Origin of the sequence: Streptomyces sp. NPDC101191, assembly GCF_044767915.1 — a bacterium.
In the GTDB taxonomy this organism is placed as follows: domain Bacteria; phylum Actinomycetota; class Actinomycetes; order Streptomycetales; family Streptomycetaceae; genus Streptomyces.
In genome coordinates, this window is record NZ_JBIWOU010000004.1 from 621757 (window position 1) to 634886 (window position 13130).

At 72.2% G+C, this 13130-nt stretch carries 14 protein-coding genes; 6 read left to right on the forward strand and 8 right to left on the reverse strand.

The window, feature by feature from the left end:
- Nucleotides 1-59 precede the first annotated feature (59 nt).
- Nucleotides 60-212 carry a hypothetical protein gene (locus ACIRQF_RS19405; protein ID WP_376632144.1) on the forward strand — a complete coding sequence of 51 codons (153 nt, stop codon included), beginning with the start codon at nucleotides 60-62 and terminating at the stop codon, nucleotides 210-212.
- A 107-nt stretch (nucleotides 213-319) separates the two neighbouring features.
- Here ACIRQF_RS19405 and ACIRQF_RS19410 read toward each other — a convergent pair whose 3' ends face one another.
- The 4 genes from ACIRQF_RS19410 to ACIRQF_RS19425 all read right to left on the reverse strand — a co-directional run bounded on the left by ACIRQF_RS19410 (nucleotide 320) and on the right by ACIRQF_RS19425 (nucleotide 3572).
- Entirely contained in the window at nucleotides 320-925 is a 606-nt protein-coding gene (locus ACIRQF_RS19410; RefSeq protein ID WP_376632142.1) for a MarC family protein, read from the reverse strand.
- A gap of 168 nt (nucleotides 926-1093) precedes the next feature.
- Complete coding sequence (locus tag ACIRQF_RS19415) at nucleotides 1094-1954, reverse strand: PHP domain-containing protein (protein WP_376632140.1); 861 nt, start codon at nucleotides 1952-1954, stop codon at nucleotides 1094-1096.
- A gap of 276 nt (nucleotides 1955-2230) precedes the next feature.
- A complete protein-coding gene (locus ACIRQF_RS19420; RefSeq protein WP_382483406.1) occupies nucleotides 2231-2869 on the reverse strand; it encodes a DUF6758 family protein in 639 nt (212 codons plus the stop codon).
- A gap of 112 nt (nucleotides 2870-2981) precedes the next feature.
- Complete coding sequence (locus ACIRQF_RS19425) at nucleotides 2982-3572, reverse strand: suppressor of fused domain protein (RefSeq protein ID WP_404093546.1); 591 nt, start codon at nucleotides 3570-3572, stop codon at nucleotides 2982-2984.
- Nucleotides 3573-3992: 420 nt separating this feature from the next.
- Between ACIRQF_RS19425 and ACIRQF_RS19430 the strand changes: the two genes are divergently transcribed.
- Nucleotides 3993-5126, forward strand: coding sequence for a magnesium and cobalt transport protein CorA (locus ACIRQF_RS19430; protein ID WP_376632134.1), 1134 nt, complete (start codon nucleotides 3993-3995; stop codon nucleotides 5124-5126).
- A 50-nt stretch (nucleotides 5127-5176) separates the two neighbouring features.
- Nucleotides 5177-5692: a hypothetical protein gene (locus ACIRQF_RS19435; RefSeq protein ID WP_404093549.1), complete on the forward strand. Its 516-nt coding sequence runs from the start codon at nucleotides 5177-5179 to the stop codon at nucleotides 5690-5692.
- Between the two features lie 114 nt (nucleotides 5693-5806).
- Here the strand turns inward: ACIRQF_RS19435 and ACIRQF_RS19440 are convergent, their stop codons facing one another.
- Nucleotides 5807-6643 (reverse strand): hypothetical protein, encoded by an 837-nt coding sequence (locus tag ACIRQF_RS19440; RefSeq protein ID WP_404093552.1) that lies wholly within the window; start codon nucleotides 6641-6643, stop codon nucleotides 5807-5809.
- A gap of 224 nt (nucleotides 6644-6867) precedes the next feature.
- On the opposite strand from ACIRQF_RS19440, the gene ACIRQF_RS19445 reads away from it, so the two are divergent.
- Genes ACIRQF_RS19445 through ACIRQF_RS19455 form a run of 3 tightly spaced genes read left to right on the forward strand, consistent with a single transcriptional unit; the run spans nucleotide 6868 to nucleotide 9885 of the window.
- Nucleotides 6868-8136 carry a magnesium transporter MgtE N-terminal domain-containing protein gene (locus tag ACIRQF_RS19445; RefSeq protein ID WP_376632129.1) on the forward strand — a complete coding sequence of 423 codons (1269 nt, stop codon included), beginning with the start codon at nucleotides 6868-6870 and terminating at the stop codon, nucleotides 8134-8136.
- Complete coding sequence (locus ACIRQF_RS19450) at nucleotides 8129-8707, forward strand: DUF1003 domain-containing protein (protein ID WP_404093554.1); 579 nt, start codon at nucleotides 8129-8131, stop codon at nucleotides 8705-8707. The genes ACIRQF_RS19445 and ACIRQF_RS19450 overlap by 8 nt, the downstream gene beginning before the upstream one ends.
- A 44-nt stretch (nucleotides 8708-8751) precedes the next feature.
- Nucleotides 8752-9885 (forward strand): Mrp/NBP35 family ATP-binding protein, encoded by a 1134-nt coding sequence (locus ACIRQF_RS19455; protein WP_376632125.1) that lies wholly within the window; start codon nucleotides 8752-8754, stop codon nucleotides 9883-9885.
- Between the two features lie 148 nt (nucleotides 9886-10033).
- On the opposite strand, the gene ACIRQF_RS19460 is transcribed toward ACIRQF_RS19455, so the two are convergent.
- From ACIRQF_RS19460 to ACIRQF_RS19470, 3 genes are all read right to left on the reverse strand, one after another.
- Nucleotides 10034-10636: a hypothetical protein gene (locus tag ACIRQF_RS19460; protein ID WP_376632123.1), complete on the reverse strand. Its 603-nt coding sequence runs from the start codon at nucleotides 10634-10636 to the stop codon at nucleotides 10034-10036.
- A 75-nt stretch (nucleotides 10637-10711) separates the two neighbouring features.
- On the reverse strand, nucleotides 10712-11152 hold the full coding sequence (locus ACIRQF_RS19465) for a sec-independent translocase (protein WP_376632121.1): 441 nt from the start codon (nucleotides 11150-11152) through the stop codon (nucleotides 10712-10714).
- 91 nt (nucleotides 11153-11243) lie between these two features.
- Complete coding sequence (locus ACIRQF_RS19470; protein ID WP_404093557.1) at nucleotides 11244-13052, reverse strand: trypsin-like peptidase domain-containing protein; 1809 nt, start codon at nucleotides 13050-13052, stop codon at nucleotides 11244-11246.
- Between the last annotated feature and the right edge of the window lie 78 nt (nucleotides 13053-13130).

The following is a 13130-nucleotide window of genomic DNA, read 5'->3' on the forward strand; positions in this document are numbered from 1 at the left end:
AACCCCTACGTAACGCAGTTCTCCATCAGGAGGATCAACTCAGACGAAGGGAGAAGCCCGTGCGCTTCGAAATCCTGCGACTTGACGACATCGACGGTACGCCCGTCGACCGGACCGTCGTGGACGCCGCCTCCGTCAACGGGATCGTGCAGCAGGCCGCCGCAGTCGGCCAGCGCATCTGGATCCGCCCCGCCGAGACCACGGCCTCGTAACGGGCACACCTTTCACGCACCGCGCCCCCGCACGGACTTCGCAGAAGCGGAATCCGTACGGGGGCGCAGTGGTGTCCGGGGGTCTCCGGAGGCGCCGTCCGAGGGCCTCAGGAGGCCTGGATGACCTGGGTGACGCCGTTGATGATCTGCTGCACGGCGATCGCGGAGAGCATCATGCCCGCGAGCCGCGTCACCAGGACGACGCCGCCGTCCTTGATGACCCGGATGATCACCAGGGAGTAGCGCATGGTCAGCCACAGCACCACGTGCATGGCGACGATGGCCGTCCACACGGAGACCTGCGAGGCGACGCCGTCCGCGTGCTGCACGGCGAGGATCACCGACACGATGGCACCGGGACCGGCCAGCAGCGGCATGCCCAGCGGGACGAGCGCGACGTTGACGTCCTTGGTCTGCTTGGGCTCGTCGGTCTTGCCGGTGAGCAGGTCGAGCGCGATGAGCAGCAGGAGCAGCCCGCCCGCGATCATCAGCGCGGGGACCGAGACGTGCAGGTAGTCGAGGATCTGCTGGCCCAGGATGCCGAAGACGGTGATGACACCGAGGGCGACGGCGGCGGCCTGCCAGGCCATGCGGCGCTGGACCTTCGCGGCGCGGCCGGAGGTGAGGGCGAGGAAGATCGGCGTGATCCCGGGGGGATCCATGATCACAAAGAGGGTGAGGAACAGCGAGCCGAAGACGGCGACGTCGAACACGGTGAAGGGCCTTGTGGGAAAGGGGTGTACAAGGGCATCCGGAACATGGGGTTCCGGAGGATGGGCAGGGAGGACCCCGCGGAGAGGGAGGACGGACGCACCACTCCGGAGCGCACGGCGGTCACGCCGCGCGGCGCCCGGCAGGGCGGAACGTGGTGGTGTCGGCGGCTAGCCGCGTCCGCCGGCGCCCGGCACCGGGAAGGCGCCCGTGGCCCGGCGGGTGATCTCGCCGAAGATCTCGGGGTCCGTGGTGAATTCCCCGAGGGCGCAGGTCTTGCGGCTGCCGTGGTAGTCGCTGGAGCCCGTGGTCAGCAGCCCCACTTCCTTCGCGAGGCCGCGCAACCGCGCCCGGGTCGGCTCGTCGTGGTCCATGTGGTCCACCTCGATGCCGTCGAGACCGGCCTCGGCGAGCCGGGCGATCGCGGACTCGGGCACGCACTCACCGCGCTTGACGGCCAGCGGGTGCGCGAAGACGGTGACCCCGCCGGCGGCCTTGACCAGCCGGACGGCCTCGATCGGGTCGAGCTCGTGCTTCCCCACGTACGCCCGGCCGCCGTCGGCGAGCCAGTCGGGGGTGAAGGCGCCGGAGACGTCCGGCACGACACCCAGCTCCACGAGGGCCTCGGCGACGTGCGGGCGGCCCACGGAACCGTCGCCGGCGATCCGGGCGACCTGCTCCCAGGTGACGGGGACGCCGAGCTCCTGGAGCTTGCCGACCATGGCGCGCGCCCGCGGCACGCGGTCGTCCCGGACCAGCTCGCGCTCGGCGGAGAGGGTGGGCTCCTCCGGATCGAAGAGATACGCCAGCATGTGCAGGCTCACCCCGTCGAGGCGGCAGGACAGCTCGGCCCCGGTGACGAGGGTGAGCCCCTCGGGCAGGGCGGCGATGGCCTCCGCGTACCCGCGGGTGGTGTCGTGGTCGGTCAGCGCGACCACGTCGAGACCGGCGGCGGCCGCGTTGCGGACAAGCTCGGCCGGAGTGTCCGTGCCGTCCGAGGCCGTGGAGTGGGTGTGCAGATCGATGCGCACGACGCGGGTCTCCAGGGTTCGGGGCGGACGGTGGGAACGCTCCAGCATAACGGGCGAAGAGCACACATCCGTACGGATCCAGTGAAGCGCTCGCTCCTTACACACCGAGCAGCGCCGCGTCGCGCCCGACGGGCTCCCCGCCCGGCGCCACCGGCCCCGCCGACGGCCGTGGCGGCCGGCACCGCGCACCGCCGGTGCCCGGATCTCGCACACCGCACGGGTCGGCACCGGCACGAGGCCCGCCTGCGCGGCCGGACCCCTACCGCCCTCGCCGCCTCAGGTCAGCAGCCTCGGGGTCAGCGCCCCGCACGGCAGCAGCTCGACCTCAGCGCCGGCGTCCCGCAGGTCGGTCAGCACCAGCTCGTCGTACATCAGCAGGCCCGACTGCTCGGGCCAGACGATCGCCCACAGCCAGAGCCCGCGCGCCTCCCCCGCGAAGACCGCACGGTCCTGCGGGGCCCCGGTGACGTGCCAGAGCGGGGTCGGCCGGCCGGCGGCGAGCACCTTGACCTGCGGCGGCTTGTCGATCGCCATGCCGGCGCCGGGGTCGGGACCGTCGATGCCCGCGTACCGAGCGCCGAGCCCGACGCCGAGCTCCTCGGCGACGAGCAGCAGCTCCCCGATGCCGCCGAGCGGCCCGGGTCCCGAACAGGCCACGGCGGTCGCGCGTCCACCGCTGCGGTCGTCACCGGCGTACGCGACCCCGGTGAACAGCCATCCGACGGGTAGGGGCCACGGCATCCACACCGGCACGTGGGCACGGTGCACCACGACACCGAGGGCCTCGACGCTGGGCGGGATCACGGGCTGGAGCGGGTGCACCGAGCCGTGCACGTCGCACTGCCAGGAGTCGGCAAAGAGACCGGGCGCCCTGACCCGGCCACCGCACTTCGGGCAACTGGGTTCGCCCCTCATAGGGCTCAACGGTCCTACCCCTGGAGCCCCGCGTCAAGGACGATCACCGATGATCACCCGTCCGGCCCGAGCCGTTCACACTCCGCCGACGGTTGTCGGATACCGAACCCGTTCAGTCCAGCGTGACGGACCTGCGCGACGGATCGCGGAGGTCCGTCCCGTTCACCAGCCAGCGCTCCTCCAGGGCCTGCGCCCCGTGCACCCGCTTCCACGCCGCCTCGTTCGAGGTCATCGGCAGCAGCGGCAGGAAACGCACCGGATCCATCGGCTCGTCGAGCTCGAGGTCCTCCACCAGGCCGCCGGACTCGGCGACCAGCACGGAGCTGAACGGGGCGCCCGGCCACAGCGGCTCACCCACGTCGAGCGAGGCGCCCGGGGCCACGACCACGCCCTCCACCTGCGGGGTGGCGGCGAGCACCGCGAGCGGGCGGAGCACCTTGTCGGTCTCGGCGATCCCGGCCCGCACCGAGAGCACCAGCTCCGCGCGCGGACCCTTCACCGGGTCGGCGAGCGCGGAGGTCGGGTCCGCCATCGGCTGCGCGGACATGCCGAGGGTCGCGTAGCGCACGAGGCCGGCGTCGGCGTCGACGAAGCGCAGGACCTCGATGCGGTCGGTGCCGAGGAAGGTGATCGCGGCACGTGCGTCCGGCTCGCCGAGGGCCGTGCGCAGCCGGGCCTCGACCAGAGCAAGAATTTCTCCCATGCCGCGAGCATAAAGCGCGTATGGAACGGGCAAAGTAAGGGATTGACCCTCTGTCGGCTGATAGTCTTGGCCACTGGTCGGGATTCCCGACTGCTCGTCACACGTCATCCCTCACGAGGGACCGGCCGGAGGAGGTGGGACTGCGATGGATCGAAGTCGATCGGGCAGTACCAGCAGGCTCTTCCGCCGCAGCGCACCCGGCCCGGTGCGCCTCTCCTCCCGGTGATCCGGGGACCGCTTCAGGTCCCCTTTCCTCCCCGGCATCTCGCACGACGGAAGAGCTTCCCTCTTTGCCTGTCTGTAGCGAACGCCGTCACCGCGATCCTCCGGTGCCGCCCGCTTTGTGGACGACGTAGCTCCACGTCCTCATTCCGGGCTGTGCCACGGTCGCCGACGGCCTCTCCGTGAAGGAGCACGCCCATGTCGATGATCCGTGACCTGCGCGCCGCCGTACGTCCGTCCCTGCGGCACTCCCTGCGCAAGACCACGACCGTCTCCTCGTACGCCAACTACGACGCCACGCGCGACCCCACGGCCGCGACCGCCGTCGTGGACTGCGCCGTCTACCGCGACGGAGGCCGGGTCGACGACCGGGCCTGCCTGACGCCGCGCGGCGCGATGCGCCAGGTGCGCGAGAGCGGCGGCTTCGCGTGGATCGGCCTGCACGAGCCGACCGAGGCCGAATTCGCCGGTATCGCCGCGGAGTTCGGGCTGCACCCGCTCGCCGTCGAGGACGCCGTCCACGCCCACCAGCGACCGAAGCTGGAGCGCTACGACGACACCCTCTTCACCGTCTTCAAGACGATCCACTACGTGGAGCACGCCGAACTCACCGCGACCAGCGAGGTCGTGGAGACCGGCGAGGTCATGGTCTTCACCGGCCCCGACTTCGTCATCACCGTCCGGCACGGCGGCCAGGGCTCCCTGCGCAACCTCCGGCACCGCCTCCAGGGCGAGCCCGAACTCCTCGCCAAGGGCCCCTCGGCCGTGCTGCACGCCATCGCCGACCACGTCGTCGACGGCTACATCGCGGTCGCCGACGCCGTCGAGCTCGACATCGACCAGATCGAGATCGACGTCTTCTCGCCGCCCGCCAAGGGTTCCACCCGCGGCACGGACACCGGCCGGATCTACCAACTCAAGCGCGAGGTACTGGAGTTCAAGCGGGCCGTCACGCCGCTGCTGCGCCCGATGCAGCTGCTCAGCGAGCGCCCGATGCGACTGGTCGACCCCGACATCCAGAAGTACTTCCGGGACGTCGCCGACCACCTGGCCCGCGTCCAGGAACAGGTCATCGGCTTCGACGAGCTGCTCAACTCGATCCTCCAGGCCAACCTGGCGCAGGCGACCGTCGCGCAGAACGAGGACATGCGCAAGATCACCTCGTGGGCGGCCATCGTCGCCGTCCCCACGGCGGTCTGCGGCGTCTACGGCATGAACTTCGACCACATGCCGGAACTGCACTGGAAGTACGGCTACCCGATGGTGCTCGGCGGCATCGCCGTCATCTGCTTCGCCATCCACCGCACCCTCAAGCGCAACGGCTGGCTGTAGGGATCCCCGCCACCGGGATCGGTGTCGCCCGCGGTGGCTAAGCTGCGGGCATGACAGACGCGCAGCTCGGGCCCGCCCTCGTCGAGGAGGCCACGAAGAAGTCAGGCCTCATCTGGGTCCGGGGCGACGCCCCGGCCGCACGGGCGCTCTGGCACGTCTGGCACGACGGCGCCGCCCATGTGGTCGGCGACGGACCCGGCGAGCAGCCGCTGCCGGGCCTGGTGGACGGCGGCACCGCCGAGGTCACCGTACGCAGCAAGGACAAGGGCGGCCGGATCGTGGCCTGGACGGCCGCGGTGCGCGAGCTGCCGGCCGGTTCGGAGGAGTGGGACGCGGCCGTCGCCGAGCTGAAGGGCAAGCGGCTCAACGCCTCCGACGGCGAGGCCATGCCGGACCGCTGGGCCCGCGAGTGCCGCGTGGTCCGCCTCGACCCGCGCGGCTCGACCACCGACCTCCCGGACGGCTCGCTGGCCGCCGTCCCGCTCCCGTCCCCGGGCATCACCCGCCGCCCGGTCCCGGCCGGCCTGCCGAAGCTGCTCTTCAAGAGGAAGCGCCGCGCGCGCTAGGGGGCAGAGGACACCCCCTGAGAGGCAGCCCCGCGCGCCAGGCGGCACAGGGCACCCCCTCGGCGTACCGCCGGTCGCGTCGACCGACGCCGCCGCCCGCCCGTACCCCGGGCCTCAGCCGCGCGGCAGCTGCTTGCCGTAGTCGAGGGTCTGGCCCTTGGCCGGCTCGGCGAGCGGGAAGTCCTTGTCCCACTCGGACAGGACGACCACGCCCGCGCCGCCGCCGCGCGCGAAGCGCACCGGGAACGGGGTGCCCTCCAGGGAGACGTCGAGGGAGCCGCCCTCGCCGTCCTCACCGCCCCTGACGTTGATCGTGCGGACCCCGCCGATCTTGTCGTAGTCGCCCTTGGCGACGTCGCCGTGCAGGCCGATGAGCCCGTCGAGCAGCAGGTCCATGTCGGTGAAGCCGCGCAGCTGCTTGTACGAGGGGTCGTCCTGCGGCACCTTCACGTACATGTCGTCGAGCTTGTCGGCGGCCTCGGAACCGGCGTCGGAGCCGGCGTCGGAGTCCCCGCCGGATTCCGAGGAGGAGTCGGAGCCGGAGCCGGAACCCGAGGAGGACGGGGCACCCGAGGACTCGCCCGACGAGGGGTCCTCGTGCTCCCAGAACGCCGCGTCGGCCTTGAGGAAGAGCTCGTCGCCGACCCGCAGCAGCTCGAAGGTGCTGTTCTTGATGGTCACCGAGCCGGAGGCGCCGTCCTGCTTGAGCCGCATGTTCAGCTTGTACGTGCCGCCCTTGCTGACGAGCGTGCCGGACAGGCGGACCGCCTTGGCCGCGTCCGCCGCCGACTGGGCCTTCTTCTCGATGGCCGTCGCCTCGAGCTTCCCGACGCCGTTGGTCCCCTCGTCCGGGTCGGAGGCGCAGGCGGTCAGCGTCGTCATGAGACCGGCGCACAGTGCCAGTGGCAGGACGGCCCGGCGGATGCGCGAGGACGGACGGAGGACGGTCACCTGGGCGCCTCTCGGTCGGTGGGGGGGGGACAGGCCCCGGTCGGAGCCGGGTGCCGGTGGGGTCGGCAGACCGCAGCGTACCCGGGCCGGGTCACGGCGCCGCAGGCAGCCGGACGGGGGCTCTGCCGGAGCGGCACCGAGCGGCACGGGCTAGCCTGAACCCGGCAAGCGGGGCGTCGGCCCCGGACGGACCCGAATCGTGCGGAACCGAGGAGGCGCGTGGCATGGCGGCTGGCGCCCCCCGGATCTTCGTCTCCCATCTCGCCGGAGTCCCGGTCTTCGATCCGGTCGGCGACCAGGTCGGCCGGGTCAGCGACCTGGTGGCGATGCTGCGGGTCGGCCGCCGCCCGCCCCGGCTCCTCGGCATGGTGGTCGAGGTGCTGTCCCGGCGTCGTGTCTTCGTGCCGATGACCCGGATCACCGGCGTCGAATCCGGGCAGGTCATCACCACCGGCGTGGTCAACATGCGCCGCTTCGAGCAGCGCCCCACCGAACGGCTCGTCCTCGGCGAGCTCCTCGACCGCCGGGTGACGCTGGTCGAGTCCGGCGAGGAGGTCACCGTCCTCGACGTGGCCATCCAGCAGCTGCCGGCCCGCCGCGACTGGGAGATCGACAAGGTCTACGTACGGCGCGGCAAGGGCGGGGCGCTGCGCCGCAAGGGCGAGGCGCTGACCGTCGAGTGGTCGGCCGTCACCGGCTTCTCCCTGGAGGAGCACGGGCAGGGCGCCGAAAACCTGGTCGCCACCTTCGAGAAGCTGCGCCCGGCCGACCTCGCCAATGTGCTGCACCACCTCTCCCCGAAGCGCCGGGCGGAGGTGGCCGCCGCCCTCGACGACGACCGGCTCGCCGACGTCCTGGAGGAGCTGCCGGAGGACGACCAGGTCGAGATCCTGGGCAAGCTGAAGGAGGAGCGGGCCGCCGACGTCCTTGAGGCCATGGATCCGGACGACGCCGCCGACCTGCTCTCGGAGCTGCCGGAGGAGGACCAGGAGCGGCTGCTCACGCTGATGCAGCCGGACGACGCGGCGGACGTTCGCCGGCTCCTGGCGTACGAGGAGCGGACCGCGGGCGGTCTGATGACCACCGAGCCGATCGTGCTGCGCCCGGACGCCACGGTCGCCGACGCGCTCGCCCGGGTGCGCCAGCAGGACCTGTCCCCCGCGCTCGCGGCGCAGGTGTACGTGTGCCGGCCGCCGGACGAGACGCCGACGGGCAAGTACCTGGGTACGGTGCACTTCCAGCGGCTGCTGCGGGATCCGCCGTTCACGCTGGTCAGCGCGCTGGTGGACAGTGATCTGCCACCGCTCGGCCCAGCCACCCCGCTGCCGGCCGTGACCAGCTACTTCGCCGCGTACAACCTGGTCGCGGCCCCGGTGGTGGACGAGGGCGGTTCGCTGCTGGGCGCGGTGACGGTGGACGACGTGCTCGACCACCTGCTGCCGGACGACTGGCGCGAGACCGAGTTCCACGAGGAGGGGGTGCACGGTGGCTGAGCGCACTCAGGAACGGGACCGCGAGCGCGACCGGGACCGCGCGCTGCCGCGGATCCGGCTCGACCAGCCGCGCGTGCGGCGCCCCCGGCTGCTCCCCGAGTACGACCCGGAGGCCTTCGGGCGCCTCTCGGAGCGCATCGCGCGCTTCCTGGGGACGGGGCGGTTCCTCGTGTGGATGACGCTCCTCATCATCGCCTGGGTGGTGTGGAACGTCTCCGCGCCGGAGAACCTGCGCTTCGACAAGTACCCGTTCATCTTCCTGACCCTGATGCTGTCCCTGCAGGCCTCGTACGCGGCCCCGCTGATCCTCCTCGCCCAGAACCGGCAGGACGACCGGGACCGGGTCAACCTGGAGCAGGACCGCAAGCAGAACGAGCGCTCGATCGCCGACACCGAGTACCTGACCCGGGAGGTCGCGGCGCTGCGGATGGGCCTCGGCGAGGTGGCGACGCGCGACTGGATGCGCTCGGAGCTCCAGGACCTGCTCAAGGAGCTGGAGCACCGCGACGGGGACCGCCGGGATCTATTCCCGGACGAGGGCGCCCGCGGGAGTGACGTACCCGACCGTTGACAGGGCTTTCATGAGCCGGTGGTCGTCGCCGTACCATCTCTACTATGGCTACGGAAGACGCGGTGCGCGAAGCACTGGCGACGGTGAACGACCCCGAGATCAACAAGCCGATCACCGACCTCGGCATGGTCAAGTCGGTGGAGATCGGTTCCGACGGGCGGGTCGCGGTCACCGTCTATCTGACGGTCTCCGGCTGCCCCATGCGCGACACCATCACCCAGCGGGTCACCGACGCCGTGTCCCGCGTCGAGGGCGTCACGGGCGTCGACGTCTCGCTGGACGTGATGAGCGACGAGCAGCGCAAGGAGCTCGCGGCGGCGCTGCGCGGCACCACCGCCGAGCGTGAGGTCCCGTTCGCGAAGCCCGGCTCGCTGACCCGCGTCTACGCGGTCGCCTCCGGCAAGGGCGGCGTCGGCAAGTCCTCGGTGACGGTCAACCTGGCGGCGGCGATGGCCGCCGACGGTCTGAAGGTCGGTGTCGTGGACGCCGACATCTACGGCCACAGCGTGCCCCGCATGCTGGGCGTGGACGGCCGTCCGACCCAGGTCGAGAACATGATCATGCCGCCGTCGGCGAACGGCGTGAAGGTCATCTCCATCGGTATGTTCACCCCGGGCAACGCGCCGGTCGTGTGGCGCGGCCCGATGCTGCACCGCGCGCTCCAGCAGTTCCTCGCGGACGTGTACTGGGGCGACCTGGACGTCCTGCTGCTCGACCTCCCGCCGGGCACCGGCGACATCGCGATCTCGGTCGCGCAGCTCGTGCCCACCGCGGAGATCCTGGTCGTCACGACCCCGCAGCAGGCCGCGGCCGAGGTGGCCGAGCGGGCCGGCTCGATCGCCGTGCAGACCCACCAGAAGATCGTCGGCGTCGTCGAGAACATGTCGGGCATGCCGTGTCCGCACTGCGACGAGATGGTCGACGTGTTCGGCTCGGGCGGCGGCCAGCGCGTCGCGGACGGTCTGACCAAGACCACCGGAGCCACGGTCCCGGTGCTCGGGTCCATCCCGATCGACGTCCGTCTCCGCGAGGGCGGCGACGAGGGCAGGCCGGTCGTCCTGGCCGACCCCGACTCCCCGGCCGGTGCGGCCCTGCGCACCATCGCCGGCAAGCTCGGCGGCCGCCAGCGCGGTCTGTCGGGCATGAGCCTGGGCATCACGCCGAAGAACAAGTTCTGAGGCCCGGGGGCGGGCACTCGCCCGCCCCGGCCGCGGACACGGCCGGACCACCGGCCGCCGGGCCGCGCGCACGAAGGAGGGGCACCCCGCGAACGGGGTGCCCCTCCTTCGTGCCTGCGTGCCTTCAAGCCGTCACGCCGTCATGCCGTCATGCGTACGCGCCGAGGTCCTTCACCTGCGCGAAGCCGAGCCCGTACGCGCTCATCCCCCGCCCGTAGGCCCCGATGTGCACCCCGGGGGCCGACCCCGCCAGCACCCATCCGAACTCGGACTCCCGGTAGTGGAACGGCACGGGTACGCCGTCCACCGGGAGCGAGAGCGTGGACCAGGCGGGACCTTCGAGGTCGTCGGCGAGTTCGAAGGCCGTCTCGGTCTGCTGGTCCAGCCAGTTGTCCCGCAGGGCGTGGTCGAGCTGGGCCGGCCAGGTGTGGGCCAGGAGCCCCGAGCCGGCCAGCCAGGCCGCCGAGGACACCGTCGTGGCGTCCAGGACGCCCGTGCCGTCGCCGGAGCGGCGTACGGGGTGGGCGGCGACCGTCACGACGATCGCGAACCGCTCCTTCTCCGCGCCGCCGGCCTCGGACTTTATCGACGGCTCGTCACCATGGCCCATCGACCCGTGCTGTACGGTCCCGTCCGCCGCCGTGCCGATCTGCATCAGCCGGCGGGGCCCGGTGAACGCCTCGTCGAGCCCGTACCAGGCGAAGGGCGCGCGCAGAAACCCGTCGGCTTCCACCCGACTCGTCGTCTTCATCTCCGGCAGCCTCCTCGTTGCGTCAACAGAGGGAGGATAGCCACCAGGACGCAGTGGGGCGGTGACAGGCCGTCGTCAGGTGGCGTCCGAGTCGTACGGCGGGCGCTCGCCGGCGTCCGGCTTGTCCTGCTTCTTCAGCAGGTCCGGGGAGCCGTTGACCGCGGCGGGAGCGGGGGCGGCCGCGACCTCCCGGCCGTGCACCGCGTCCGCGACCTCGTTCATCTCCTTCTTGAGGTCGAAGGTGGAGCGGAGCTCCTTGAGGTCCTTGAGGTCCTCGTTGCCTTCGAGCTGCTTGCGGATGAAGGTCTTGGGGTTGAGGTCCTCGAACTCGAAGTCCTTGAACTCCGGGCCGAGCTCGTTGCGGATGTCCTGCTTCGCGCTGTCGGAGAACTCGCGGACCTTGCGGATGAACCGGGACACGTCCTGGATCACCTTGGGCAGCTTCTCCGGGCCGAAGATGAGCACGGCGAGCACCACCAGCGTCACCAGCTCGAGCGCGCCTATGTCGCTGAACACCCTGTAGCTCCTTCACGCCGGTCCCCGGACCGCTCCACGGTACCCGCCGAATCTGTCGGGCGGGTACCACGTGATGTCCTCCACATGGCGGTCAGCCGCCCGTCGAGGTACCGAGGGTCAAGGTCTTTGTCTGCTCTTTGCCGTCGCGGGTCAGGGTCAACTTCAGCCGGTCGCCCGGTCGGTGCGCGCGGATCTTCACGATCAGCTCCTCGCCGCTGTGCACGCGCTGCCCGTCGACCTTGGTGATGACGTCGCCGGGACGGATGCCGGCCTTGTCGGCCGGGCCGCCGGGCGTGACGGACGAGGCGCCGCCCTTGCCCTTCACGCCGACCCGGGCGCCGTCGCCGCCGTACTGCATGTCGAGGCTCACGCCGATCACCGGGTGGGTGGCCTTGCCGGTGTTGATGAGCTCCTCGGCGACCCGCTTGCCCTGGTTGATCGGGATGGCGAAGCCGAGGCCGATGGAGCCGGACTGCCCGCCGCTCTCGCCGCCGGAGCCGTTGCCGGCCGCGCGGATGGCGCTGTTGATGCCGATGACCCGGGCCTGCGAGTCGAGCAGCGGGCCACCGGAGTTGCCGGGGTTTATGGGGGCGTCGGTCTGCAGCGCGTCGACGTAGCTGATGTCGCTACCGTCGCCCTTCTCGCCGCCGGCGGTGATCGGGCGCTCCTTGGCGCTGATGATGCCGGAGGTCACGGTGTTGGAGAGGTCGAAGGGGGCGCCGATGGCGACGACGGGGTCGCCGACGCGGACGTTCTCGGAGTTGCCGAGCCGTAGCGGTTCGAGGCCGGAGACGCCGGACACCTGGATGACGGCGAGGTCGTAGCCGGTGTCGCGGCCGATGAGCTTGGCGCGGGCGGACTCGCCGTTGGAGAACGTGACGGAGATCTCCCCGGAGGAGGCGGCCGCGTCCACCACGTGGTTGTTCGTGAGGATGTGGCCGCTGGTGTCGAGCACGAAGCCGGTGCCGGTACCGGAGGAACCGCCGCCGCTGACATGGATGGTGACGACGCCGGGCAGGGCGCGCGCGGCGATCCCGGCGACGCTCTCGGGGGCGCGTCCGATGGCCTCGGGGTCGGCCTGGGGCAGCTCGATGGTGGTGATGCCGCCGTGCCGTTCGACGTACGCGCCGACGCCACCGCCGATGACGCCGGTGACGAGGGCGAAGGCCAGCGCGCCGACGAGCGCGAGGCCGCGCCGCGGCTTCCTGGGCGCCTTGCCCTCGGCCGGCGCCTGCGGCGGCATCCCCCAGGGGTCGTAGGCGGGCGTCAGGGAGGCCGTGGGTGGCTGCGGTGCCGCCTGGGCCGCGTGGGCCGGCGGGACCGGCGGTACGGGCCGCTGGACGGGCGGCGCGGGCGCCCACGGGCCGGGCTCGCCGTAGGGCGGTGTCCGGTACGGATCGGGGGCGTGCAGGGGCTGCGGGACCGGCTGCTCGGCGGGGGCGGTCTGCGCCGGTACGGGAGCGGGGGCCGCCTCGGGCGCCGGCTGGACGGTCGGCTCCGGGACCGGCGCGGAGGCGGACGCCCCGGGCGCCTGCGGGACGACCGGCACGGGAGCCGTGACCTCGGGCTCCGGCGCGGACGCGGGCGCGGGTACGACGGGCGCGGCCGGGACCTCGGGGGCGGGCCCGGGTATGACGGACGCCGCCGGGACCTCCGGCTCGGATGCCGGGGCGGGCACGACGGTCGCTCCCGGGGCCTCGGGTGCGGGCAAGCCCTCGTGAGCCGCCTCGGGCGCGGCCGCGGCAGCGGGAGCCGCCTCAGGCTCGGTCGCCACGGCGACCGGCGTCGGGGCGGCGAGGGTGAAGTCCGTGTCCTCGGCCGGTTCACCGGGTGCGGCCGGCGTCGTGGGTGGTGTGCTGCTCGACGGCCGGCTCCACCAGGTCGGCTTCCCGTTCTTCATGCTCTCCCCGCACCAGATGACCTGTCCGCGCCGCCCGCATCGCCGGGCGGCGCGCCCCTGCCCCTGGATTCAACCAGG